This is a genomic window from Nocardia sp. X0981, from assembly GCF_977089955.1.
Genome location: NZ_OZ372435.1, coordinates 1,386,617 through 1,411,495 on the forward strand (window position 1 = coordinate 1,386,617; position 24,879 = coordinate 1,411,495).

Here is a 24,879-nt window from a genome sequence, read left to right on the forward strand (position 1 = left end):
CCGGCGGATGATAGATACCCTCGAGGCCGCCGCCGAAACCTCCGCGGCTCTGCCCCGATGGCTCTACGGGCGGTCCAGTTGTGACAGACATCTCCCGTAAAGGCGGGTGCCAACCGGCCATTCGGCCTCCACCTGCCCTGATACTCTCACGGCACGTTCCGGCATCACGTCACATGCGGTGTGCAACGGCTATCGAAATCTCCACCGGCCTTAAATAAAGCGGAAAACTATAGTATTTTTGCGAGCAGCCGTGGAGGGAGGGCCCGTGGGCTTCATCAGAAACGCAAGCGATGTGACGGCGCCGATCACCGTTGCCTTCGCCTATGCCGACGATCCGCTCACCATCCCGGGTTGGATGGCCGGAGCCGACGAGATCGTCCGGGAGGGCGATCTGGAACGCGGGCTCGGCGCCCGATACGGGATCACCTGCGCGCTAGGCCCCTGGCGGCCCGTAGTGCATTGTGAAATCACCGAACACCGTCAGGACGCGGTACTCGGCTACACCCTCAGCGGTTTGCTCTCCGCCCAGCTGACCCTGCGCTTCGATCCACTCGGTCGCGGCAGTTCGGTGCTCACCTGCGAACTCGACTACCCCGATTCCCGGGGTTTCGCCGCTGTCCTGCGCGAGCGGCCACGCGAAACCGTACTGCGCACCGCGCTACGGCACAGTGCGTCCCGCTTGCGCAGGGCCATCGAGAAATTCCACGGTACCGATCTTGTCGGCCGACTTGCGTAAGGTACTGCCATGATCATCGTGAGTACCGACGGATCGTGCCTGCGTAATCCCGGCGGAGCGATCGGCTGGGCATGGGTCGATCACGCGGGTGGCGCCGAAAGTGGCGGCGCGGCCTCGGGTACCAACCAGATCGCCGAATTGCGCGCTGTCCTCGAGGCCGTCCGGGCCCATCCCGGTTCCGACCCGCTGCTGATCGAAAGCGACTCGCTGTACGCGATCAAATGCGCGTCCGAATGGCTGCCCAACTGGCGCAACAACGGCTGGCGGACCTCCGCCGGCGCCGCGGTGAAGAATGTCGAGCTCATCCGCGAAATCGACCATGCCATCGCGGCCCGCCCCGGGCCGGTTCGGTTCCGCTGGGTGCGCGGCCATGTCGGCAACTATTTCAACGAACAAGCGGACGCCCTGGCCGGCGCCGCCGCCCGTAAAGCCGCGGCCGGCGGAGCCTCCCGGGCCGCGACCACGTACACGACATCCCCCCGAACTCCCGCAGCACCGAGGAAGGCTGCGGAACCGACGGCCGTAGCGGCCGCCGACTACGCGACAACAGCGCAGGCACTCCATCTGTTCTGATTCCGGCCCGGCCGGAATACGAGCGCCCGCGCTGTTGTCGTCGTAATCACCGGAATTTCCGATACCGCCCGAATAGCCTCCGGCGGCGGTGGCTCGACCCGCCGCCGGAGGCGCCCGGGGTCAGTTGCCGGGAGTCGGCGCGGGGGGCTGCCCCTCTTCCGGAGCCGGCGGTGTGGGAGCGGCAGGCGCCGGCGCACCCGCTTCGGCGCCCACACCGGCCAACATGGCCAGATCCCACTTGTTCACGATCCAGCGATCGCCGTCCTTCTCCAGGCCCGCGATCACCGCGATGTCCTGCCGCTTCGGTTCGGGAGTGACGGCGTTCGTCTTCATCAGGCCGATATTGACCAGAACCTTCGCGCTCTTCTCGTCACCGGACTGGAAACCACAACTCGCCTCGTCTACCCAGGACTTCACCTTCGATTCGGTGAGCAACTGGCGCAGGACCTCCCAGTTCTGCTCCAGGGAGGACACCACGTCATCGGTGGCGCCGTCCTTCATGGCGCGCAGGAAACCGTCCAGATCGCCCTGATAGTCGTAGGTATTGGTCGACCGGGCGAAATCACATGCCGCCCTGGCGGACTGATCCTGCGCGGAGAGTTCGCCTCGATTCTGTTGGAACGCACGGAAATACACCGTTCCCGCGGCCACCAGCGCCACCAGCAGCACACCCGCCACGAAGGCGGCCACCACCGGCAGCAGACCGGATTTGCCGTCGGTGCCGGGCGCCGCGGCGGTCTCGTTCTTCGCCATAGCTTCGAGTCCTAACTTCTGTTCGTCTCGCGGCCGGGATTACTGCTGCATCATGGGCGTATCGAAATTCGCGACCAACCAGGTGCCGTCGACCTTCTGCATATCGACATTGGCCGCGACCTTCACCTGTCCCGGACCCTGCTGCTGCGGGGTATCGGCCGTGGTGAACTGCTGGTCGATGACCAGCACCACCCGCGCGTTGTCCCCGGATCCGGATTCGTAACCGCACTGGACTTCGGTGGCGGTCGAGCTGACCTGGGTTTCGGCGAACCGCGTCTTCAGATCGGGGCCGATTTCGGCCACCAGTTTCTTCCACTCGCCGGTCGCCGACCGATCCAGCCGCTGCAGGTACTCGTCGGCCTCGGCACCGGTGTAGGTGGCGAAACTGTTGCCGAAATCGCAGGCGGCCTTGGTGGCCGCGGCACGCCGGTCCAGTTCCTCCTGGCGGTCCCCGGCGAGGAAGAAGAACACCCCCACCGCGGCCAGCGCCACGATCAGCAGCACAGCGGCGCCGATCGACACGGGAAGCGGGAAAAGCGACGACTTCCGCTTCGGCCCCACGTCTTTTCCGGATTCCTCCGCTCCGGCCGCGTCCGCCGAAGCGGATTTGCCCAACCGGACGGTCTCTCCGTCACCCTTCTCGCCGGCTTCCGCGTCTTTCCCGGAGTCCTCCGCGCCGGACTTGCCCAACCGGACGGTCTCCCCGTCACCCTTCTCGCCCGCGTCCGCGTCTTTCCCGGAGCCCTCCGCGCCGGATTTGCCGATCCGGACAGTCGGATCGTCCGCCGCCTCCGCGGCTGTATCCGTATCCCCGGCCGGCGCCGACTGCTCCGCTGCCGCTTTCCCGACCTTCACCGTGGCATCGTCGTCCGCGGATTCCGGGGCCCCCGCCGACTCGGCGGATTCGCCCTCGGCGGACGCCGTGGACTCCTCGTCCGCGGGCCCGGCCGCCGCGGCGGCGATGGGCTCGGTCTTTCCGCTGCTCGCCGCTGCGGATTTATCGTCCGTCCCGGAGGCGGTGTGTTCAGCCGCGGCGTCCGCTGGCACACCAGTGCCTTCCGGCTCCAGGGGGTCGGAGACGGGTTTTTCTGTGGACATCAGTACTGATCACACCTTCCCGGCACAGCTGGCCTGCGCCGTAATCTGCCGGTCAAAAGAGACCGCCGGGTGTGGCGGGCATCTCTGCGAGAGTATGCACCGTCGCACCCGGCGCCGGACGACCGGTCCTCCTACCGCACAGGCGGCAGCGTACGTTCGTTCGGATCCACCCCCGGCGGCATGGTCGCCCCGTTGTTCGGGATGTTCGGTCGCGGCGCGTTGGCGGCGCCGCGGATCTGCTGGCCGGGTCCGGGGTTATCGCAGTAGTTCCACCTCGGCAACGTGCCGTCCTGGATGACCTGGGTTTTCACCGGGGTCGACTGGTACTGGCAGTAAGGCCGGAACCAGATGTCCAAGATGGTGTGGAACTCGTTGTCGTGCGCCGGCACTCCGAGCGCCCCGCCACCCAGTTCGAGAGCCGGGAACAGCGCCGCCAGCGCGGGCGTACGCAACTGCGCTGCCCTGGTCACCGCGACGAAGTTGTTGGCCAGCGCGGTGATCGGATCGCTGGTGGTGTCCAGCGTCGAGGTCACGCTGTCGAACTGGCCCGGGGCCTGATCGAGCACCTTGATCAGTTCGGCGTTGGCCTTGTTGAACTGATCGAACAGCACCCGCGAATTCGCGGTCAGCGTACCCAGGTCCGGCTGGGCCTGGGAGGTCGTGGAAGCGATGGTGCGCAGGTTGGCGATGAGATTCGTGGTCTGCGGCAGCAGCGAATCCATACCCGCCGTGACCAGGCTGACGCCTTCTATGAGCGAACGCAGCTGATCGGGCCCACCGCTGAGCGCGGTATCGAGTTCGTTCAGGATCACCGAGAAATGATCCGGGTTCACCTGTGCGATGAGATCACTGGAATTCTCCAGCACCGCCGATACGGGAACCGGAGTGCTCACCTGTTCCGGATCGAAGGTGATCTCCGAACCGTCGGTCAGGTACGGCCCGTCGTTGCCGGCCGGCCGGAAGTCGATGTACTGCTCACCCGCCCCGGACAGCGCCTGCACCGCGACCTTGGTATCGACCGGGATGTCGAAACGGGAATCGATCTCGGCCTCGGCCTGGATACCCGCGCCGCCGTCGACCAGTTCGAGGTTGCTCACCTCACCCACCCGGTAGCCGCGCAACGTGACATCGTTGCCGGGTTGCAGGCCACCGGAGCGGTCCAGGTTCACGATAACGGTGTAGGTGTTGCGCAGCGGGTTGACGCGCATGACGTTGACCAGCAGATAGGTCCCGCCGATCAGGAGGGCCAGCACGAGTCCGATATTGGAGAGCGCGATCTTGTGCTTGTGCATCACTGGCCTCCCACGCGGTGCTGCACGACCTGGAGGATCTGGATCAGGCTGCCCGCGAAGTCCTGCAAATCGCGCGGATCGTAGAAGTGGCTGGTCCCCGGAGCGGTCAGCAGCGCGATATCGAGGTTGGTGACGTTGACCTGGGCGGCCAGGCTGCTACCGCGGAAGGTGGCCTCCACCGGGCCCCGCAGTTCGTGCAGGATGTCCAGCAGGGCGCCGAAGTTGTCGCCGGTCGCCGCCAGCGCGGCCATCAGATTGCCGAGGTTGTCGAGCGTACCGGCCAGATCACCGCCGGTGGTGGCGGCGTAGTCACCGAGCGCCGCGCTGGTGGTGGAGATCTTGCCGAGCAGATCGCCGAGCGCCCGGTTGTTCTCGGCGATCGCGCCGATCATATCCGGGAGGGTATCGGCGACCTGGCCGAGTTCGGCCCGCCGGTTGTCGAGCGTATCGGCCAGCACGCTGAACTCGCCGAGCACACTGTCCACCCGCGCCGAGTTGGCGTTGATACTGGCGACCACACCGGTGATCTCGTTGATCAGGTGTACCAACTGATCGCTGCGACCACCGACGATGGAATCCAGTTCGGTACCCAGCCGGGTGAGGTGAGCAATACCGCCACCGTTGAACAGCAGCGAAACCGACAGCAGCAGTTCTTCCACCGTGGCACCGGCCGAGGTCTGCTCGATGGTCAGCTTGTCACCGTCTTCGAGCAGCGCCGTGCCCGGCTCCGTGGGCGGTTTGGAGACCGCGACGAACACATCACCGAGCGGGGTCGCCTGGCGTAGTTCGGCCGTGGTGCCGACCGGCAACTCGATATCCTTGCGGATCTCCATATCGACGATGGCCTGGAAGTTCTTGGTCTCGATCCTGGTGACCACACCGACATCGGAACCACCGACCTTCACCTTGGCCTGATCGGGCAGGTTCAGCGCGTTCTCGAACACCGCCTGCAGGGTGAAGGTATCGCCACCGGTGCCGGGCTTCGGCAGCGGAATGTCCTCCACATTCAGCCCGCATCCGGAAGCCAGCACCACCGTGCCGGCCGCCACCAGTGCGGTCACGGTGCGGCGGGCTCGTCGGATCGTTCGCATCATTTCGTCAGTCCCAGCAGTGCGGCGGTGAGTCCGAAATCCGGTCCGAAGTCTTCGGGCCGGCCGGTGCGGCACCCATCGGACTTCATCTGTATCCGTTCACAGAACAAGCTGATGAGCTCGCCGCCGGCGAGATTGGTTCCGATCAGGGCGTGCAGCCGGACGTAACCCTGCTCGTAGTTCATCGAACGGTGGATGTTCTGCAACAGCATCGGCGCGACGTCGACCACCTCGGTGACACCGTGCGAGTTCTGCCGCAACTGGTCGATCACCGTATTCATCCTGGTCAGCGTGTCGGCCAGCTGATCCTGATGCTCGGCGAAGACCGAACTGGTGTTGTTCAGGAAGTCGTAGAGCTGCTGCAGCGTGCCCTGCAGACCCGGGGCCTGCTCGGCCAGCAGCGTGGTCATCTGCGTGGCGTAGTTGCTGAAATCACGAACCGCCTGGTCGTTCTCGGCCAGCATCGTGGTCAGTTCGTTGAGCTTGATGATGATGTTGGAGATGGCGTCCTTGTTGTCGACACCGACCTTCAGCGCGCCGGAGAGCGCGTTGAGCGTATCGCGCAGCTTCTCCCCCTGCCCGTTGAGCATCGGGTACAGCACCCGGCCCGACAGGGGACCGATCCCCTCCTGGCCTTCTTGGGGTTCGAGCGCCTCGGCGAACCTGTCGATGGTCTTGAGCATCGTGTCCAGTTCGACCGGGACATCGGTGCGCTCCAGCGGCAGGTGGTCACCATCCTCCAGCGTTTCCCCTTCGACGTAGCGGGGGGTGAGCTCGATATGCCGGTCGGTGACGATCGAGGGGGAGACCACCACGGCCATGGCGTTCTCGGGTATCTCCACATCACCGTCGATGGTCATATGGACTTCCACGAGATCGCCGTGCGGCACGATCTTGTCGACCTTGCCGACCGGGAGGCCGAGCACGGTGATCGTATTGCCCTCGAACATGCCGGCGATGTTCTCGAAATCGGCGGTGATCTTCATATCGCCACCGACCATGCTGTTCACCGTCGAGCAGCTGCCGAGCGCGAGTACCGACGCTCCGATGACAAGAGCCTGTGCGGCCTTCTTCACGAGGCCCATCTTCTTCGGATTCATCCCTGGCACCCTTCGGCGACTTGGGCGAAGCACAACCAGTTGTCCGGGAAGAGCCAGGGGATACCGACCTCGGCGTAGTTACCGTTACCCCAGGCGTTGGCCAGGTAACGCACCGAGGGCGGCATGATCGACAGCAGCCGGTCCAGGTTGTCCTTGTTCTTCTGCAGGCCGGTGGCCATGGTGTTCAGCTGGTCGAGCGTGGTGCCGAACTGATTGTTGTTCTGCGCGCCGATCGCCTGCAGCTGGGCGGTCAGTGTGGCCACGTTGTCGAGCAGGGTCCGCAGCAGCTGCTGTCGCTCCACGACCCGCGCGGCGATGGCTTCACCCTGGGTGATGATCAGCAGTGCGCTGTTGCGGTTGTCGGCCAGGATGGTGGTCACCCGATCGAGATCCTTGAGCAGCTGCGCGACATCGTCCTTGCGGTTGTCGATCACCTTGGCCAGGGCACCGATGCTGTCCAGCGACTGGGCCACCAGTTCGGGGGAGCCCTGCAGCTGTTCGTTGAACAGGTTCAGCGATTCGGCCAGTTTGCCGGGCTCGAGTTCCTGGAACTCCGGGGTGCCCTTCGAGATCACATCGGCGAGGTCGTAGGGAACCGCGGTGTTGTTCTTCGGGATGCGATCGTCCGGCAGGCCGGAGCCGTCACCCGGTTCCAGATCGACGTAACGAGCGCCCAGCAGGGTGGCCATCTTGATGGCGGCCCGAGCGTCCGGGCCGAGCTTCACGTCATTGCTGACCTGCAGGGTCACCAGGACGTGATCGCCCTCGAGTTCGGTGGCCGATACCCGGCCGACCGGCACCCCCGCGACATCGACCTTGTCACCGACGGTGATCCCCGCCGCTTGGACGAACTCGGCCTTGATCGACTGTTCGCCGATACCGAGGTTGCGGAATCCGCTCGACGCCAGCACCAGCACGCCCACCAGGGCGACACCGATGAGGCCGAGACCGAAATAACGATTGTTGTCGAACCAGGTTTTGAGTTTGGTCATCATGGCCGGCACACCGCCGATTGCGAGTTTCCACCGATCTGAGAGAACAGGCCGCGCGGGAAGAGGACTCCGTAGAGCGATACGTCCAAGCGGCAGATATAGGCGTTGGCGTACGCGCCTTCCGAGGTGAACCGGCCGGCGCCGGCGAGGATCGCGGGCAGATCGACCGCGGCCTGATCCAGTTTGGCGCCATTGGCCAGGAACAGGGTCAGAGCGTCACGTGTCGAATTCTGTACCGCTTCCAGCTTGGGCTGGATATTGCCCACCATGCCGACGAGCGCGGTGGTCGCGTTCGCGATCTGCTCGGTCGAGCCGAGCAGCGACTGCCCCTGCTCGTAGAGGCCGCCGATCAGCGCCCTCGTCTGGGTTATCAGCGTCTCCAATTCGTCCCCTCGTTTGGCGAGACCGGCCATCACCCCGCTGAGGTTGGTGATCACGTCGCTGAGAATGGCGTCACGTCGCTGGAAATCGGTCGCCATGGTGGCGGCCTGGGTGATGAACGAGCTCAGCGAGACCCGGTCACCCTGCAGCGCGAGGATGAAGGTCTCCGAGAGCCGGTTCACCTGCTCGGGTTCGAGCACCTGGAACAGCGGCTGGAATCCGTTGAGCAGCGCCGAGATATCGAAGGAGGGCTCGGTGCGGTCGACGGGGATGGTGCTGTCCTCCGGCAACGGGGACGTATCCCCACCGGAGCCCGGCGCCAGCGCCACATAGCGCTGACCGATCAGGTTCTGGTAGCGCACCAGCGCCTTGGTGTTGCCGAACAGGGTCTGATCGTCCTGGACGATGAAGGTGACCTCGGCATTGGAGTCGTCGGTCAGTTCGATCTTCTCGACCTTGCCGACGCGCACACCCGCCATCCGGACGTCGTCGCCCTCACGCAACCCGAGCACATCGGTGAATACCGCGGAATACGATTTGGTGCCGCCGTCGACCGTACGAGCCAGCGTATTCCACACCAGCACGGTGACCAGCACCGATACCACCGCGAACAGGCCGAACCCGATCAGCGGTTTCCGGACCCCCTTCACGCGGCGGCCTCCTCGGTCACTCGCAAGGTTCCGCCTTCCATGATGGAACTCAACATCAGGTACTCCACCGAGGTCGGCTGCCGGCCGAGCAGTGCCGTGACCGCCGCGTCGCCCTCGTAGGTGATCGGCCGGGCCGCGGGTGCGACACCGTTACCACCGTCCGCCGCCGGTGCCGGGGCGCCGGGTTCCGCGGGCCGAGCCGCCGGAGCCGGGGCTCCGGGCAGACCCGGAAGCTGTGGCAGTCCCTGCGGGAACAGGCCCTCGAGCGGCGTACCGGCGAACGGGTTGTTCGCCTGCGGCGCGGCCGGTGCGGGAGCGCCGACCTGGGTGGTGACGCCCGGAATCTCCGGCAGGCCGGGGATCGGCGGCATCACCGGCAGGCCGTCGGCCGCGGCGAGCCGGCCCGGCTTCAGCTGTTCGGGCAGATACCCCGGATCGGCCACCGCGGGCGCGGTGAAGCAGCTGGGGCCGGCCAGATCGCCGTAGCGCGGGCAGTCGGCGACGGTGTTGGGGTTGAAGGGGGTGAAGGTGAGACCCGCGTTCCATACCATCTGCCGCTGCGGCCCCCAGGTGAACACGGTGTTCAGCTTGCGCGACGATGTGTTCAGGTTGCTGATGGCGTTGGTGATCGACGACGGATTCGCGGCCAGTGCGCCGAAGGTCTGGTTCATACCGACGGTCAGTTCTTTGCCGAGGTTCGGGTTCCGGGCGAACAGGTCGTTCACCTCGTCGACCGTGCCGCTGGCACCGCTGATCAGGTCGATCAGCTGCTCACGGCGATCGGCGATCGTGCTCGCGGTCTGCACCGAGGAGGCCAGGACATCCATCAGTTCGGGCGCCGACTGGTTGAGCGCGGCCACCGAATGGGAGAAATCGTCGAGGAAGACCCCGAGATCCGGGATCGACTCGTCCACCGCGGTCAGCCACCGGTCGACCCGTTCGACGGTGGAGCCGGGCGCCCGCCCGCTCCCGTCGAGCGCGTAGGACAGTGTGCCCAGGACCCGGCCGAACTGGATCGGGTCGATGGCATCGAGAATGTTCTGCACCGTGGTCAGGGTGTCCTGCAGGGCGATGGTGCCGAGGCTGCGGTCCTCCTCGATCACCGCCCCCTCGGTGAGATGGTCCTGGCTGGGCCCGTTGTAGACCAACTCCACCGAGGTGACGGCGAAGAGGTTGCTCGGCACCACGCGAGCGGTGACATTGCCCGGAATACCTTCGGCGAATTCGGGCTTCAGCTCGATGTTCACCTGCTGGAGCTCACCGCGGGCGGCCACCGAGACCTCTTTGACCGCACCCACCAGCACGCCGCGGAACTTCACGTCGGCTTCTTGCGGGAGACCGTCGCCGGTGGTGGTCAGATTCGCCGTGACCTTCACCTTCTCCACGAAATAACCCTGGTAGCGGGCCATCAGGAACGCGAGTACCACCGCGAAGACGGCAAGGCCGCACACGCCCGCTATGAGCAACTGTTTCATCGTGGGCCCGCGCCCACTCGGATCGATGATCATTGCCTACCCCGAGATCCGGATGCCGGGGTTGACACCCCAGATGGCCAAGGTCATGAAGAGGTCCGCGAAGACGACCACGATGATGCACATCTTGATCGCGCGGCCGGCCGCGACGCCCACGCCTTCCGGTCCACCGGATGCGAAGAAGCCGTAGTAGCACTGGATGAATGTGGTGATGGCGACGAAGACGATTGCCTTGAGCAGCGAATACAGCACATCCGTGGGGACCAGGAACTGGTAGAAGTAGTGCTGGTAGGTACCGCTGGCGGTGCCGCCGAGCAACTGCACCGTGACGGAGCAGGAGATATAGGCCATGGCCAGGCCCAGGCAGTACAGCGGCAGAATCGTGATCATCGCGGCGATCATCCGGGTGCTCACCAGGTAGGGCAGCGGACGGATCGCCACCGACTCCAGTGCGTCGATCTCCTCGGAGATGCGCATGGCGCCGAGCTGGGCGGTGAACCGGCACCCGGCTTGGGCGGCGAAGGCCAGGGCGGCGAGCAGCGGACCGAGTTCGCGGGTTGTCGCGAAGGCCGAGATGGCACCGGTGATCGGGCTCAGGCCGAGCAGGTCCAGCGAGGTATGCCCCTGGATGCCCACCGTCATCCCACCGAAGGCGCTCAGGATGAGCACGACGCCGATGGTCCCGCCGCCTACGACGAGGTTGCCGTTACCCCAGGTGACGTCGGACAGCAGCCGCCAGACCTCTTTGGGGTACTGCTTGAAGGCCAGCGGCATGGAGCCGACCGAGCGCAGGAAGAAGAACACCTGATGCCCGAGGCGGGCCAGGAGATCGACCGGCGCGCCGGCTGCTCTGCGCAGTTGCTGCAGTGGTTTGAGCAGCGGGGGCACATAAGTTGCGGACACCGGCTCACACCACCTGTGGGGGGAACAAAGTGTTGTACACCTGGGTGAAGATCACGTTCACTCCGAACAACATCACCGCGGACATGACAACGGCGGTATTCACCGAGTTGGCGACACCGCCCGGACCACCGCGGGTGTTCAATCCGGTATCGCAGGCGATGATTGCCGCGAGCAGACCGAACAACAGCGATTTCACCAGCGCCACGAGCAGGTCGAGGGTTATCGCGAACGAGGCGAAGGTCGAGATATAGGAGCCCGGGGTACCGCCCTGGGCGAAAATATTGAAAATGTAGCCGGTCAGGAATCCGACGAAGACCACGAATCCGCAGAGCAGCACGCTGACGAGCATCGCCGCACCGAGCCGCGGTGCCACGAGCCGGCGCAGCGGGTCGACTCCCATGACCTTCATGGCGTCGATTTCCTCGCGGATGGTCCGGGAGCCGAGATCGGCGCAGATCGCCGAACCGACGGCGCCCGCGATCATCAGCACGGTGACCAGTGGGGCGCCCTGCTGGATGATGCCGAGACCGTTGGCGGCGCCGATGAACGAGGTGGCGCCGACCTGCTGCGCGACGGCTCCGACCTGGATGGATACGATGACGCCGATGGGGATGGCCACCAGCAGAGTGGGGGCGGCGGCGACACTGGCCATGAAGGCACACTGGCGGATGAACTCGTTCAGGGGGAACCGGCCGCGAAAGATGCTGACCACGAGTTCGGTGACGGCCTCGACACCCATCGTCATCTGCCGACCGAGGGTTTCCAACGAACGCCTGGGGTGATCGCGCCAGTAGTCCCGCGTCCACTCGACCGCTCCGCTCACCCGAGAACTTGTTGGTGGACTCTTGGTCGACTGCACTGACTAACCCCTCTCGACGTCGGTTACCTACCCCGACGGCTGGTTTGCTTGAGGCACCTTACTACGTAGTAGTGCGGAACACACCATAGCCGCGTGAGTGCGGTCATAGATGTTCATCACTCCGTGGCGTGACCATCGAGTTATCACACGTGCCTTGGTGTGTATCCCAACGAGACTTCCGCGATTCTGGAAGAACATACATCTGACCGGGGGTTAATGGGGTCGAAAAATTGGGGAAGGGGGGTGAATCGGGGTTTACTTGAATACAGGAAACTTTTCCTCGAAATTGACCCTTTCGCCGCAGTCCGGAGATTCGACTGTTACTCGACCCGCGCCGGGAAATCCGACTCAATTTATAGCATTCGGCTATTCTTCCGTGGGTTATCGTGGCCGGAGTTCGCGCGGTGTCCGCAGTACGCGCCGCCCCGGCCGCATGCACGACCGAGAGGCCCTATTCACCACTGGCACAACAGAACTCACAGTTGAAGGCAACTCGGGGCGCGCGTCGCGGCCATTGCTGCCACGATGAGGTGCCACACATTGATATCGTGCGGCTTCAAGGTCTGGAGGGATATGTTCAGGAAACTCGCCCAGGCGGCCAATGCCGTCTTCGCCGTGGCGCTGGGTGCGGCGCTACTCGGTTCCGGGACGGCCGCCGCCGACCCCGGCCGCCCTGTACTCGGCGGCGGGTCGGGGCTCATCATCTCCTCGGAGTCCGGCCATATGTCCGAGATGGCGATTCAGTGCACGCTCACCACGATCGGCCACGACGGCGCGGGCAGACTGGTGGGGCTCACCGCGGGCCACTGCGGAACCCCTGGGCACGAGGTGTATTCGGAACAGGATCCCGGCGCCGGCGTCCTCGGTCGCTTCGTCTACTCCAACCAGGAGCTCGACTACGCGGTTCTCCAATTCGAGCCCGGCCGGGTCACCCCGGTCAACCGAATCGGCAATGTCAGCATCACCGGTCTCGGGGGCCCGGCACAGTTCCCCGCCATCGTCTGCAAGGAAGGCCGCACCACAGGTAACACCTGTGGTATCGCCTACGGCGACGTCTTCGCGAGCAATATCGAGACCTGGTCGCAGATGTGTGTGATGGAAGGCGACTCCGGCGCGCCGGTAGTCGTCGGATCGACGCTGGTCGGCATGGTGAACGCCTACCTGGCCATCGCCTGCTTCGGGCCCGAGGTGGGAACCAACATGTCGACCATCATGGGCGACGTCAACGGTCGGGGCGGTATCGGTTCGGGCTTCCGGCCCATCTGATCCGACCCCCGGACAGCGGAAGAGCGGGCGCGCTGCGCCCGCTCTTCTCGTTTCGTCCCGAAGCCGGGAACTCAGAGTTCCTCGACGCACACCACGAAGCGGCGTTCGGAGTAGACGTACCCGCTACTACCCGCACCGCAGGAGCTCACATCGTCGGCGTTCTCCTCGATGGCGACCACTTTCACCCCGTCCACGGCACCGGTCTCGGTACATGCGATCCGCTCGGGGCCGGTGATACCGCCGCCCACGTCCATACAACCCCCGACCACCCAGTCGATATCGAGGCACAGGGCCCCCATCTCGATACCGTTGCGGCTCTCGGCGTAGTAGTTGTCGGCATCGCTGACGCATTGCGTGCTCTGCGCCGCCTTGCCGATCACCTTGTAGTTCGACTCGTTGCTGCCACAGGATGCCGCCTCGATGCTGGCGTCGGTAGTGGTCCCGCCGAGGGTTACGCAATCGCCGATCTCGGCGTCGAAGCTGATACCGCCCTCATCGGCCTCGGTGGTGGTAGGCGCGCTCGACGTCGATGTCCGCGTGCTGTCGCCGGGACCGGGGGTACCGGTCACGTCCACGGCGTCCACGGTCCCGGTCTCCATCACGGGTTGCGCCCGGCCCTCGATCGTGGAACTACAGCCGGTCACCGCCAGCGCGGCCACTGCCGCGATTCCGGCAACCGCCACGGTCACTCGAGATGAAGCCCATCCAGACACACACAGTCCTCCCGCCGTGACGCCGAACCCTGCCCCCGCATCGAACCCGAACCACAGCTTTGCCACCGATATCACGCCATGAATACACCATGGCGGCGCGAGCGTCGACTCGGTACCACCGCGACGGGGAACGGTCGCGGTGGGTACGCACGTCGCCGGTGGCCACAGCACGAGAGGAAAGTGACATATCTCATCAACGGGTTTGACGGGGAAATGCCCCTTTTATTCGACACCGGACTCGGCGGAGCAGCACATCCCGGCGAATCCCGCGTCGAACGGCCGATCGGGGCGTACACCACGCCGCAGTGGCGCGACACACTATTGATGCATAACAGCTATGTAACAAAAATGGGGGTTGGTCACAAAGACATCAACGCAGTAGGAAGGAACTCGGAGCGGAGGCGCAGCCGGCGTGGATCGGGCACGAACCTGCACAGGCGCCACGACCCGTCGGGACCGCTCCACAACTCCACGATCGACGTCGCTCCGACGATCTTTCGAGCTCGCGAGCCCACGCGGCCGTGGAGGCGCTCGACAAACTCCGCGAACACTCGCCGGGGTGCTCCGAAGGGACGTACCGGTGGCCACAGGCTCCGCGCGTCCAGAGTCGAATGGACGGACGAACACTTTTATGCATGTCACCACGAACACCGGGTCGCTGCCGACCGGCCGCCGGGGTATGAACCGGCTCCGGCAGGGTGTCCTGTTGACGGCCGCAATCGCCGCTGCCACCACGGTGGCCATCGCGCCCGCCTACGCGCTACCGGGCCTGCCGGAGCTGCCGGCCCTGCCCTCGGGTTCGGCGGCCGGCGCCGTCGAGCCCGCCCCGCCGCAGGCGAACTTCGCGCCTCCGGCGATCAACCCGTCCGAAGGCGAGGAGGTCGGCATCGCGCAGCCGATCATCATCGACTTCAAGGAGCCGGTACAGGACCGGGCCGCCGCCGAGCGCGCCATCAAGATCACCTCCTCGACCGCGGTTCCCGGCCACTTCTACTGGCGTGGTGACAAGCAGGTGCGCTGGCGGCCCGACGAGTTCTGGCCCGGCCGAACCGACGTGGTGGTGGAGGCCGGCGGCAGCCGCAGCGCCTTCCATATCGGCGACGCGGTGATCGCCACCGCCGACGACAACACCAAGACCATCACGGTCACCCGCAACGGTGAAGTCGTCCGCACCATGCCGACCTCGATGGGCAAGCCCGGGCACGAAACCCCCAACGGCACCTACATCGTGGGCGAACAGCGCCGGGAAATGGTGATGGACTCCTCGACCTACGGGGTCCCGATCGACGACCCCGAGGGCTACAAACTGGATGTGGAGTACGCGAGCCGTATCTCCTACAGCGGTATCTTCGTGCACGCGGCGCCCTGGTCGGTCGGTGCGCAGGGTGTGTCGAACACCAGCCACGGCTGCCTGAACGTGAGCACCGAAGACGCCAAATGGTTCTACGAGAACGTGAAGAAGGGCGACGCGGTCATCGTGCAGAACACCGAGGGTGGCGTCCTCAACAGCGCGGACGGCCTGGGCGACTGGAACTGAGCTGTGTTGATCGGCCCCGCCTCCGGCGGGGCGCGGTACGAGGGCTTTGCCCACCGGAATCTTCGGGTGGGCGAAGCCCTCGTCCGCACCGGTCGGTCACCAGATCTTGACGCGTTTTTCCGGCTCCAGGTAGAGGGCGTCCTCGGGAGTGAGCTCGAAGGCTTCGTGGAACGCGTCGATATTGCGGACCACCGCGTTGCAGCGGAACTCCGGCGGTGAATGCGGGTCCACCGCCAGCCGGCGCACCGCTTCCTCGGGGCGCACCTTCGTCCGCCAGACCTGCGCCCAACCGAAGAAGACCCGTTGCAGGCCGGTCAGCCCGTCGAGCACCGGCGGCTCCTGCCCGTCGAGCGAGATCCGGTACGCCTCGAGGGCGATGGAGAGACCACCGAGATCACCGATGTTCTCACCGATGGTGAACTCGCCGTTCACGGTGTGCTCGTCCGGAAGATCGGCGGGAGAGAGCAGATCGTACTGGTCGATCAGCGCCCGGGTGCGCTTACCGAACTCGGCCCGGTCCGCATCGGTCCACCAGTCGACCATATTGCCGTCACCGTCGTACTTCGCGCCCTGATCGTCGAAACCGTGCCCGATCTCATGACCGATCACGGCCCCGATACCGCCGTAGTTGGCGGCGTCGTCGGCATTCATATCGAAGAACGGCGGTTGCAGGATGGCGGCGGGGAAGACGATCTCGTTCATCCCCGGGTTGTAGTAGGCGTTCACCGTCTGCGGGGTCATGAACCATTCGTCACGATCCACCGGACCGCCGATTTTGTTCAGATCACGATCGTGTTCGGCCGCGTAACCGTGCCGGTAGTTGCCGACCAGATCGGCCGGGTCCACCGTGACCGCGGAATAGTCGCGCCAGCGGTCGGGATAGCCGATCTTGGGAGTGAACTTGTCCAGCTTCGCCAGCGCGGCCTGCCGGGTCGCCGGGCTCATCCACTCCAGCTCGGTGATATTGCGGCGGTAGGCCTCGCGCAGATTCTCCACCAAGCGCACCATCGCGGCCTTGGCTTCGGGCGGGAAGTGTTCGGCCACATAGAGTTTGCCGACTGCCTCGCCGAGCAGATCCTGTACCAGCGAAACCCCGCGCTTCCAGCGCTCCCGGTTCTCTTGGGCGCCGGTGAGGGTACGCCCGTAGAAATCGAAGCTCTCCTCGACCAAAGCCTCGGTGAGATAGGGAGCGCGGGCCCGCAGAATGCGCCACTGCGCCCACAGGCGCCAATCCGCCAAGGATTCGGATGCCCAGGCCTGAGCGAAGGTACGCAGGTAATCGGGTTGCCGGACCACCAGTTCCGCCAGCAGTTCGGCGCCACCCGCCGTAACCCCCTCGGCCAGGCCGTCGGCCCACGCCGACCAATCGAATTCCGGGTTCTCCTGGGCCAAACCGGTGAAAGTGGTGAGGTTGTAGCCGAGTTCGGCGTCGCGGCGGCGTACCACATCCCAATGTCCCGCGGCGAGTTTGCGTTCCAGTTCGAAGATCCGGTTGCCCACCGGCTGCTCGGGCAGTGATTCCGCCACCCTGGGGTCCGCGGCGGCCAGCGCGAAAATACGATCGATATGCGCGATATAGCGCTCCCGCACCTCGGCGTACTCGTCGGAGCGGTAATAGGACTCATCGGGCAGACCGATCCCGGACTGGGTCGCGTAGACCAGGTACCGCTGGGAGTTCTTGTCGTCGGTGTCGACGTACACCGCCACCGCACCGGATACGCCCGTGCGCTGCAACCGGCCGATCAGGCCCGCGAACTCGCCCCGGTCGCCGACTCCGGCCACGGCTGCCAGTTCCTCGGCGATCGGGGCCAGACCCGCCGCCTCCACCGCCGCGGTGTCCATGAACGAGGCGTAGAGGTCGGCGATCTTGCGGGCATCGCTGTCGGGTTCACCCTCGGCAGTGCGGATGATCTCCTGCACATCGAGTTCGGCCCGGTCGTAGAGCTTGCGGAAGGCACCGTCCACCGCACGGTCGGCCGGTATCTCGTACTCGGCCAACCATGCGCCGTTGACATGCGTGAACAGATCGTCCTGCACCCGGACAGCCGGGTCGAGATGGGTCAGATCGATACCGGAGGAGCTGGTCAGGTCGGAAGTCACAGAGACCAGTATGCCGGTGCCCGCGGCACCGCCGCCCGATCCACGGCCGGCCGGACCGGTCAGTTGGTGGGTGCCGGCGGGGCGATGGTGACTCCGTACTGATCCTCGAGCCGCTGGTCGAACTCATCCTGGCAGCGGGAGATCTCCGCCTGGTCGCCGGCCGCCCGGCTGACACAATCGACGAAATCCTGACCGCCCGAATCCTGCCAGACGCCCCAGCCGATCACCCCCATGACGATCACGCCGATGATGGCGAGGATGCCCAGGACCAGCCCGATCACCGCCATGATCCCGCCGCCACCGGTGCCGCGGCTCGCTTTCACCAGCGCGATCACACCCAGGATCACGGCCAAGAGACCGAAGAGGATCCCGCCGACGATCGTCCAGAAGGTGAAAACCGCGAGGATGCCCAGGACCAGGGCGGCGATGGCCATACCCTTACGCTTCGGCGATTCCTGCCAGTACTGCGGCGGGCCGCCCGCGGCGCCGGGATACGGGTCGGGCGGGGGGTAACCACCCGGGGGTGGGGGATAGGACATACGTTCCTCCTCAGCTGGGCCGGTCACGACCGTCCCGGTCGCGGCGCCCGCTCTCCATTGTCGATGTTCCCCCCGTCACGGTCGACTCAGCGCACCTAGCCGGCCCCGAGGCGGGCGTGCATCTCCCAGATCAGCACTTCCGCCGGTTCCCGCGCCGTGAGCCGCTGACCACCGGTGAAGGTCAGGCGTACCGCGTCACCCTCGTACAGCGGGCCCACCCCCTCCATATCGACCGCACCCCGCGCGACGAAGACATGGATGTAGGGGGCGTCGGGCAGCTCCGCGACGGATACCGCATCCGGTGCCAGCTTCGCCACGTGCAACGCCGAATGGCTGCTGTGGATGGCGATCGCGGTGCGATCTCGATCTCGCGACATTCCGGACGCGACGGTCACCAGGCCACCCGCGACCAGTTGATCATCGATCTCCAGTTGTTGATAACCGGGTTCGATCCCGGGCTCGTCGGGCAGCACCCACATCTGTACGAAGCGCACCGGCTCGTCGTGTTCGGACCGGCCGGAATCGATACGCCAGGAGTCGTTCTTCTCCGAATGCCGGATTCCGGTGCCGGCGCTCATCCGCTGTGCGAGACCCGGGTAGATCACCCCGCTGTGGCCGAGCGAGTCCTGATGCACCAGGGAGCCCTCCAGCACCCAGGTGACGATCTCCATATCGCGATGCGGATGTGTGTCGAAGCCCTGACCCGGCAGAACGATATCGTCGTTGTTCACCAACAGCAGGCCGTGATGGGTGTTCTCGGGATCGTAGTGTTCGCCGAAGGAGAACGAATGCTTGGAATCGAGCCAGGATATCCGTGTTTTCATACGGTCCCCCGCACGATGGACATCGATATGCGGTGTCGGCAGTGCGGCCATGGCACGCCTCCTTTCCGGCTCGGGCACGGTCACCTTTCCCGCCCGGGAGCACCTCGGTGATCCCCCGACCTCGTCGATTGTCCGTCTCGCGCATTTTACGCGAGCGACTCCGGGATGAACGGCCGGTGAGCAGCGGCAGGCGGTAATAGCGAGACGACGCGCATTCGTCGAAAATGGATGTACCGACCGGGAGGTGGAAGATGCGCCCCGAAGCACTCGCGCGAATCGAGCAACGGCTACGGGCCGGTGCCCGGCGCGACGGCGTCACCGACCTCGTGGTCGGCGTCGCGGTGTTCCGTGAGGGAAAACTGCTGGTCGTGCGCCGGGTACCGGGCGACTACCTCGGTGGAATGTACGAACTCCCGGGCGGCGGGGTGGAGCCCGGAGAATCGCTGACCCAGAGCGTGGTTCGAGAACTCTTCGAGGAAACCGGCCTGGTCGCGCGGGGTATCACCGATTTCCTCGGCTGGTTCGATTACGCCACCCGCACCAAGGCGAAGGTGCGGAAGTTCAGTTTTCTGGCCGAAGCCGAACCCGGGGAGGTAACCCTGGAGCCCGCCGAACACGATGATTACGCCTGGATAGACGCCGCCGGTCTGGGCGGGCTGCCGATGGCCCCCGATATGCGCGAAGCGGTCGACCTGCTGATCACCGAGGAAGAGCGCGGACCGGCCGGCATACACCCCGGTACGGAGGCCGGGTAGCCTCGCGCCGGTGCCCAGCTCTGCGCCCGAACCATCCGCCACGGACCGGACACCCGGTGCAGCCGGGCACAGGCGTCGCTGGTCCGCACTGCGGGCCGCGGTACAGGAGAGCCCCGGTGCTGTCCGGCTGACACTGCTGCGTTTCACCGGCCAGTTCGGTGACGGTATGTTCCAGGCCGCGCTCTCCGGCGCCATTCTCTTCAACCCGGAACGGGAAACCGATCCGGTGGCCGTCGCAGCGGGTTTCGCGGTGCTGCTGCTGCCCTACTCGGTGATCGGACCGTATGCCGGTGCCCTGCTGGACCGCTGGGACCGGCGGCAGGTGCTGTTGGTGGCCAATATGATGCGCGGCCTGCTGATCGTCGCCGTATCACTCGGCCTGCTCGCCGGCGCCGGCGCGAGTTCGCTGTTGCTGCTGGCGCTGGCGGTGGTGGGAATCAGCCGTTTCACGGCCGCCGGCGTATCGGCGGCGCTGCCCCGGGTGCTGGCCCAACACCTGCTGGTACCGGCCAACTCGGTGCTGGCCACCGCCGGTTCGGCCTGCGCGGCGGCCGGTGCGGCCACGGCGGTTGCGGTGATCGGCGCGGTCGGCGCCGGCGATACCGGCTCGGCTGTCGCGGTGGCTGTGAGCGTGGCGGGCTCGGTGGCCGCAGTGGTGCTGGCCGCCGGTTTCCGGCCTCGGGCCCTGGGGCCGGAAACCGGGAACGGCGAGGCGGTGAGCGCGGTCCGCGCCGTACTCACCGGATTGCTGGTGGGCGCTCGAGCGGTACGGCGCTCGGTCGACGTCTCCACCGCCATGATCGGTATCGGCACCCACCGCATCGTTTTCGGCGCGAACACGCTCGTGATGGTGCTGGTCCTGCGCGAGTCGCCCACCGGCGGCGCGATGGTGGACAGCGGTTTGATCGGCTTCGGTGTCGCGATCAGCGCCACGGCGGCCGGGATGCTGGTGGCCGCTCTGCTCGCCCCGCTCCTCATTCCCCGTCTCGGCCGCCCCCGGACCGTCCTGCTCGGGCTCGCCTGCGCGATAGCGGTCCAGCTCACACTGGTGCTGCCCACCGCGCTGGCCCACTCCCCCGAGGCCGTCCACCATGCCCACCGGCTGCTTCTGGCGGGTGCCTTCCTGTTCGGCCTCGCCGGGCAGACGATCAAGCTCACCGGCGATGCCGCCATGCAGATCGATATCACCGACGACCGGCGGGGCCAGGTGTTCGCCCTCCAGGACACGGTCTTCAATATCGCGTTCGTCCTGGCCGTCGCGGTGGCCGCGCTGCTCGTCCCGGCGGACGGGCGGTCGCCTGTGGTAGTGCTGGCCGGAGCCGGATGCTACGGGGCGGGGATCATCGCCCTGTTGTGGAACAACCGCCGGGTGGGCGGCCCTTCCGCCGCGGCCGGCTGATCCAGCCGGTTCGTATTTCCAGCGCAACCACCGTTTCCAGTGAATCCCCGTTATCTCCGGCCCGGATCGATGCGGTTTCCGAACAGCGGTACGTACACCGGATCCGGACAGTTGATTTCCCGGCTCGGGCGGGTCGACAACTACCGGGCCGATCCGGGATCGAATCTTTCGCTCTTCGCGCATTTACCGGAGGAAAGCGATATTCCACATATTCGGAATCGGCGAAAGAAAGTGCGTTCGATGACCCGTGGCGTCGAATTTATTTTACTTCTCGGAGGGTCGGATAAATTGATTTGTCCGCACGCTGTTCCGCTTTCGAACGAATATTCCGCGTTCCGTGACAGGACGGGCGGATGCTCCCGCGCCGGGTTCCCGAACGCCCCGGTACGACAGCGGTGACGGGCGCCGGGTGGCACCCGCCGAATCGCCCGGCTCGGGAACAATGGAGGCAGGACGGAAGGAGGCTGCCATGGGGCTGGACCTGAACAGTGACCTCGGGGAAGGGTTCGGAGCGTGGAGCATGGGGGAGGATGCCACCATGCTCGATATCGTGACCAGCGCGAATATCGCCTGCGGGTTCCATGCCGGTGATCCGTCCATCATGCGGCACACCTGCGCGCTGGCGGTGGCGAAAGGGGTGCGGATCGGAGCGCATATCGGATACCGGGATCTGGCCGGGTTCGGCCGGCGGGCGATGGCCCTCGCCCCCGGCGAACTGCGGGACGAAACCCTGTATCAGATCGGCGCCCTGGACGGTTTCGCCCGCGCCGCGGGCGACCGGGTGCGATATGTGAAACCGCACGGGGCGCTCTATCACGCCGCCGCGGGCGATGCCGCGCTCGCGGAGGCGGTGGTCACGGCCATGCGCGAGTACGACCCCGCGCTCGCCCTGCTCGGACCCGCCGGGACGTATCTGGAGAAGAGCGCGATCACCGCGGGCACCCCGTTCGTGAGCGAGGGTTTCGCCGATCGCGCCTACACCGCGACGGGCGGGCTGGCACCCCGGAATACGCCCGGCGCGGTTCTCGATCCCCAGCAGGCACTCGCCCAGGCGGTGACATTGGCGGAAACCGGTACGGCGCGGATCGCGGGCGGCGGCGGCACCGTTTCGGTGGCCCTGGACAGCCTCTGTGTGCACGGTGATACCCCGGCGGCGGTGCATATGGCTCGGCGAATACGCGCCGCGCTCGAAGACGCCGGTATCGCGGTAGCGTCGTTCACCTGAGCGAGCCGGAACGGGGTGAGATGATTTGGCGCGGACGCCACGAGATCCGGAGCCCTCCGCGCGGCGGGTGCGTGCCGCCGGAGACCGGGCTTTTCTGCTCATCCCGGCGAGCCCGGATCGGGTCACCCACTTGGCGACGGCGTTGACCGTCGGCCGCCCGGCCGGTGTCGCCGACACACTCCCCGCGGCGGAAACGGTTCTGGTGACGCTGGAACCCCGGGCCTCGGCGCCTCGGGTTCAGCGGGAGCTGGAGCGGATCGTCACCGAGGTCGACGCGGCGGTCTCCGGCGATGTTTCCCGTGCAACATTGCCGGAGACAACCGATCCCGTGCGCATTCCGGTGCACTACGACGGGCCCGATCTCGAGGCGGTGGCCGCGGAACTCGGCCTACGCCCGGAAGAGGTCGTCGCCGCGCACACCGGAGTCGTATGGCACTGTGCCTTCGTCGGATTCGCGCCCGGCTTCGGCTACTTGGTCTCGCCGGACCGGCGGCTGACGGTGCCGCGCCGCGCCGCCGCGCGCACCCGGATCCCCGCCGGATCCGTCGGACTCGCGGGCGGGTATTCGGCGGTCTATCCGCGGGAGACACCCGGCGGCTGGCAGCTCATCGGCCGCACCGAACTGGATATGTGGGACGCGGAGCGGGATCCGCCCGCCCTCGTCCGGGCCGGTGTCGGGGTCCGGTTCGTCGACGCGGAGAGCCGGACATGATCGTGATCGAACGGGCCGGCCCGCTGGCGACCGTCCAGGATCTGGGCCGTCCGGGCTGGTTCGACTCGGGAGTCGGGCCGGCGGGTGCCGCCGACCGGGGAGCACTGCGGCTGGCGAACCGGCTGGTCGGCAACCCGGAAGGATTCGCGGCCATCGAAGTCCTGCTCGGCGGGTTGGTACTGCGCGTGGAGAGTCCACTGCTGGTCGCGGTGACCGGCGCTCCCGCACCCGCCACCGTGGACGGCACTCCGGTGGGCCACGCGAGCGTACTGCATCTCGAACCCGGGCAGATACTGCGATTGGGGCTCGCGGGCACGGGTTTACGCAGCTACGTCGGAGTGCGCGGCGGTATCGAGGTGACCCCGGTCCTCGGATCCCGCAGTTACGACACACTTTCCGGCCTCGGCCCGCCGCCACTGCGGGACGGCGATATCGTTCCCATCGGTCCCCCGCCGAGCGGCTGGCCGAACGTAGCGCAGGCACCGCAGGCCGAACCGCCCCCGATAGTGCGGGTCCGCGCCCTGCTCGGACCGCGGGACGACTGGTTCACCGACCCGGCCGCGTTGTTCACGGGCCATTGGACGGTGAGCTCCGATACCGACCGGGTCGGCGCCCGGCTGGATCGTGTGGACGGGCCGCCGCTGCGGCGGGTTTCGTCCGCCGAACTCCCCACCGAGGGCATGGCGCTCGGTTCGGTGCAGGTACCGCCCAGCGGTCAACCGGTGATCTTCCTCGCCGACCATCCGATAACCGGTGGTTACCCGGTCGTCGCGGTGGTCGTGGACGCCGATATCGACCTCATGGCTCAGGCGAGACCCGGTCAGCGGATCAGGTTCCACCGGGTATCCGGGAATTGAATTCGCGACGGTCGCGCGCTCGGCCTCCGCGGTACGAGATGAGCTAGGACACGTTCGTCAGAGCCTCCGGACCAACGGTTCGTATTCCGAGATACTCGACGATGCCCGGCGCGGGATCCGGGAGGCCGTCCACCCGTAGATACCGCAGCGCCGCCGCCTGCCTGATATGAGCCGTGGCGTCGACCAGTGGCGGGTCCGGCTGTCCGTCGACGATACGTATCCCGGTTCCGGGCACGTGCTCGATATTGAAGACATGTGAATCGCCGCGGTCCAGCCGCGCGGCCCCGGGCCGCCAGTCCGCGATGACGATGCCCCGCGAACCAGGCTCCCGGAAAGCCTCCCGGAGTTGGCTGCGCTGGAGCACGGTTGTGAAGCGGCGCCCCCAGGCGACTTCGGTGAGGCTGTGTGGGAAACCCTCTTCGAACGGGAAAGGCAACGGTGTCCCCTGGGCGGATACGTCGTAGCCGCGGCGGCGCAGCTCGTAGGCGGTCGCCACGGCCACACAGTTGTTGCGGCGCCGCGGATCACTCGGGTCGAAATTCGGGTTGACCGCGGTCAGGGCCGCGTCGATCTCCCGGTTGACCCGGTCGGCCGACTGCCCTCGGGGCCGGAGCCAGGAGAAATCCCCGGCGTCCTGGAGGGAAGGGGGGCCGGTCGGCCGGGCGCGTGCCGCAGCCGCTATACGGTCGCCACCGCACCGGGCCTGGTCGTCCAGTACGTCCATTGCCCTGCGCAGATCTTCTCCGGCCTGCCGCATCACGCCGGCCACGGCAGGCGTCTCACCGTGAAGAGCTACCCGCGTCAGATCGTCGGCAGCCCGCCGGAAAGCCGCGATCACGCCGTTCAGCCGTACATCCACCGAAACCGTCCAACAAAGAACCAACCAGTCTCTTTATTATCAGTTTTCTGGTGCCGGCTGTTACCGGACGCGGGCGATCGGTCGCGGGGCCTCCGTCACATCTTCCTCCGCCGGCCCGTGGCGGGAACCCTTCCGGACGGACAGGCAGACCGTATCCACGGCATGCTCGCGGACGAACTCCACGACCGGGCCG

24 protein-coding genes are annotated in these 24,879 nt (G+C 66.3%); 9 read left to right on the forward strand and 15 right to left on the reverse strand.

Annotated elements, in window-relative coordinates:
• Positions 1-265 precede the first annotated feature (265 nt).
• Both ACYR7D_RS06105 and ACYR7D_RS06110 read left to right on the forward strand, forming a co-directional pair.
• Positions 266-736: an SRPBCC family protein gene (locus ACYR7D_RS06105; protein ID WP_459548647.1), complete on the forward strand. Its 471-nt coding sequence runs from the start codon at positions 266-268 to the stop codon at positions 734-736.
• 9 nt (positions 737-745) lie between these two features.
• Positions 746-1,309, forward strand: a complete 564-nt coding sequence (locus tag ACYR7D_RS06110) for a ribonuclease H family protein (protein ID WP_459548648.1) — start codon at positions 746-748, stop codon at positions 1,307-1,309.
• A 120-nt stretch (positions 1,310-1,429) separates the two neighbouring features.
• On the opposite strand, the gene ACYR7D_RS06115 is transcribed toward ACYR7D_RS06110, so the two are convergent.
• The 10 genes from ACYR7D_RS06115 to ACYR7D_RS06160 all read right to left on the reverse strand — a co-directional run bounded on the left by ACYR7D_RS06115 (position 1,430) and on the right by ACYR7D_RS06160 (position 11,864).
• Positions 1,430-2,062, reverse strand: a complete 633-nt coding sequence (locus tag ACYR7D_RS06115; RefSeq protein WP_459548649.1) for a hypothetical protein — start codon at positions 2,060-2,062, stop codon at positions 1,430-1,432.
• Between the two features lie 39 nt (positions 2,063-2,101).
• Positions 2,102-3,160, reverse strand: a complete 1,059-nt coding sequence (locus tag ACYR7D_RS06120; protein WP_459548650.1) for a hypothetical protein — start codon at positions 3,158-3,160, stop codon at positions 2,102-2,104.
• A 131-nt stretch (positions 3,161-3,291) separates the two neighbouring features.
• Entirely contained in the window at positions 3,292-4,452 is a 1,161-nt protein-coding gene (locus tag ACYR7D_RS06125; RefSeq protein WP_459548651.1) for an MlaD family protein, read from the reverse strand.
• Positions 4,452-5,546, reverse strand: coding sequence for an MCE family protein (locus ACYR7D_RS06130; protein WP_459548652.1), 1,095 nt, complete (start codon positions 5,544-5,546; stop codon positions 4,452-4,454). The genes ACYR7D_RS06125 and ACYR7D_RS06130 overlap by 1 nt, the downstream gene beginning before the upstream one ends.
• Positions 5,543-6,643 (reverse strand): MCE family protein, encoded by a 1,101-nt coding sequence (locus ACYR7D_RS06135; protein ID WP_459548653.1) that lies wholly within the window; start codon positions 6,641-6,643, stop codon positions 5,543-5,545. Before ACYR7D_RS06135 ends, ACYR7D_RS06130 begins: the two co-directional genes overlap by 4 nt.
• Positions 6,640-7,635, reverse strand: a complete 996-nt coding sequence (locus ACYR7D_RS06140) for an MCE family protein (RefSeq protein WP_459550045.1) — start codon at positions 7,633-7,635, stop codon at positions 6,640-6,642. Before ACYR7D_RS06140 ends, ACYR7D_RS06135 begins: the two co-directional genes overlap by 4 nt.
• On the reverse strand, positions 7,635-8,666 hold the full coding sequence (locus ACYR7D_RS06145) for an MCE family protein (protein WP_459548654.1): 1,032 nt from the start codon (positions 8,664-8,666) through the stop codon (positions 7,635-7,637). The genes ACYR7D_RS06140 and ACYR7D_RS06145 overlap by 1 nt, the downstream gene beginning before the upstream one ends.
• Positions 8,663-10,174, reverse strand: a complete 1,512-nt coding sequence (locus ACYR7D_RS06150) for an MlaD family protein (RefSeq protein ID WP_459548655.1) — start codon at positions 10,172-10,174, stop codon at positions 8,663-8,665. Before ACYR7D_RS06150 ends, ACYR7D_RS06145 begins: the two co-directional genes overlap by 4 nt.
• 3 nt (positions 10,175-10,177) lie before the next feature.
• The gene (locus ACYR7D_RS06155) at positions 10,178-11,041 is read right to left on the reverse strand and encodes an ABC transporter permease (protein WP_459548656.1); all 864 of its coding nucleotides are present in this window, start codon (positions 11,039-11,041) and stop codon (positions 10,178-10,180) included.
• A 4-nt stretch (positions 11,042-11,045) separates the two neighbouring features.
• Positions 11,046-11,864 (reverse strand): MlaE family ABC transporter permease, encoded by an 819-nt coding sequence (locus tag ACYR7D_RS06160; RefSeq protein WP_459548657.1) that lies wholly within the window; start codon positions 11,862-11,864, stop codon positions 11,046-11,048.
• Positions 11,865-12,473: 609 nt separating this feature from the next.
• Between ACYR7D_RS06160 and ACYR7D_RS06165 the strand changes: the two genes are divergently transcribed.
• On the forward strand, positions 12,474-13,166 hold the full coding sequence (locus ACYR7D_RS06165; RefSeq protein ID WP_459548658.1) for a chymotrypsin family serine protease: 693 nt from the start codon (positions 12,474-12,476) through the stop codon (positions 13,164-13,166).
• Positions 13,167-13,237: 71 nt separating this feature from the next.
• Here the strand turns inward: ACYR7D_RS06165 and lppU are convergent, their stop codons facing one another.
• Positions 13,238-13,855: an LppU family putative lipoprotein gene (gene lppU / locus ACYR7D_RS06170; protein ID WP_459548659.1), complete on the reverse strand. Its 618-nt coding sequence runs from the start codon at positions 13,853-13,855 to the stop codon at positions 13,238-13,240.
• Between the two features lie 655 nt (positions 13,856-14,510).
• On the opposite strand from lppU, the gene ACYR7D_RS06175 reads away from it, so the two are divergent.
• Positions 14,511-15,416 carry a L,D-transpeptidase gene (locus ACYR7D_RS06175; RefSeq protein WP_459548660.1) on the forward strand — a complete coding sequence of 302 codons (906 nt, stop codon included), beginning with the start codon at positions 14,511-14,513 and terminating at the stop codon, positions 15,414-15,416.
• A gap of 96 nt (positions 15,417-15,512) precedes the next feature.
• On the opposite strand, the gene ACYR7D_RS06180 is transcribed toward ACYR7D_RS06175, so the two are convergent.
• The 3 genes from ACYR7D_RS06180 to ACYR7D_RS06190 all read right to left on the reverse strand — a co-directional run bounded on the left by ACYR7D_RS06180 (position 15,513) and on the right by ACYR7D_RS06190 (position 18,930).
• Positions 15,513-17,516 carry a M13 family metallopeptidase gene (locus tag ACYR7D_RS06180; protein WP_459548661.1) on the reverse strand — a complete coding sequence of 668 codons (2,004 nt, stop codon included), beginning with the start codon at positions 17,514-17,516 and terminating at the stop codon, positions 15,513-15,515.
• A 59-nt stretch (positions 17,517-17,575) separates the two neighbouring features.
• Complete coding sequence (locus ACYR7D_RS06185) at positions 17,576-18,055, reverse strand: DUF4190 domain-containing protein (protein ID WP_459548662.1); 480 nt, start codon at positions 18,053-18,055, stop codon at positions 17,576-17,578.
• A 95-nt stretch (positions 18,056-18,150) separates the two neighbouring features.
• Complete coding sequence (locus ACYR7D_RS06190; RefSeq protein ID WP_459548663.1) at positions 18,151-18,930, reverse strand: pirin family protein; 780 nt, start codon at positions 18,928-18,930, stop codon at positions 18,151-18,153.
• 200 nt (positions 18,931-19,130) lie between these two features.
• Between ACYR7D_RS06190 and ACYR7D_RS06195 the strand changes: the two genes are divergently transcribed.
• The 5 genes from ACYR7D_RS06195 to ACYR7D_RS06215 all read left to right on the forward strand — a co-directional run bounded on the left by ACYR7D_RS06195 (position 19,131) and on the right by ACYR7D_RS06215 (position 23,827).
• The gene (locus ACYR7D_RS06195) at positions 19,131-19,634 is read left to right on the forward strand and encodes an NUDIX domain-containing protein (protein WP_459548664.1); all 504 of its coding nucleotides are present in this window, start codon (positions 19,131-19,133) and stop codon (positions 19,632-19,634) included.
• Positions 19,635-19,644: 10 nt separating this feature from the next.
• Positions 19,645-21,033, forward strand: coding sequence for an MFS transporter (locus ACYR7D_RS06200; protein WP_459548665.1), 1,389 nt, complete (start codon positions 19,645-19,647; stop codon positions 21,031-21,033).
• A 469-nt stretch (positions 21,034-21,502) separates the two neighbouring features.
• Positions 21,503-22,258 carry a LamB/YcsF family protein gene (locus tag ACYR7D_RS06205; protein WP_459548666.1) on the forward strand — a complete coding sequence of 252 codons (756 nt, stop codon included), beginning with the start codon at positions 21,503-21,505 and terminating at the stop codon, positions 22,256-22,258.
• A 67-nt stretch (positions 22,259-22,325) separates the two neighbouring features.
• Complete coding sequence (locus ACYR7D_RS06210) at positions 22,326-22,970, forward strand: 5-oxoprolinase subunit B family protein (protein WP_459548667.1); 645 nt, start codon at positions 22,326-22,328, stop codon at positions 22,968-22,970.
• On the forward strand, positions 22,967-23,827 hold the full coding sequence (locus tag ACYR7D_RS06215; RefSeq protein WP_459548668.1) for a 5-oxoprolinase subunit C family protein: 861 nt from the start codon (positions 22,967-22,969) through the stop codon (positions 23,825-23,827). Before ACYR7D_RS06210 ends, ACYR7D_RS06215 begins: the two co-directional genes overlap by 4 nt.
• A 43-nt stretch (positions 23,828-23,870) precedes the next feature.
• Here ACYR7D_RS06215 and ACYR7D_RS06220 read toward each other — a convergent pair whose 3' ends face one another.
• Positions 23,871-24,686 (reverse strand): toxin glutamine deamidase domain-containing protein, encoded by an 816-nt coding sequence (locus ACYR7D_RS06220; RefSeq protein WP_459548669.1) that lies wholly within the window; start codon positions 24,684-24,686, stop codon positions 23,871-23,873.
• Between the last annotated feature and the right edge of the window lie 193 nt (positions 24,687-24,879).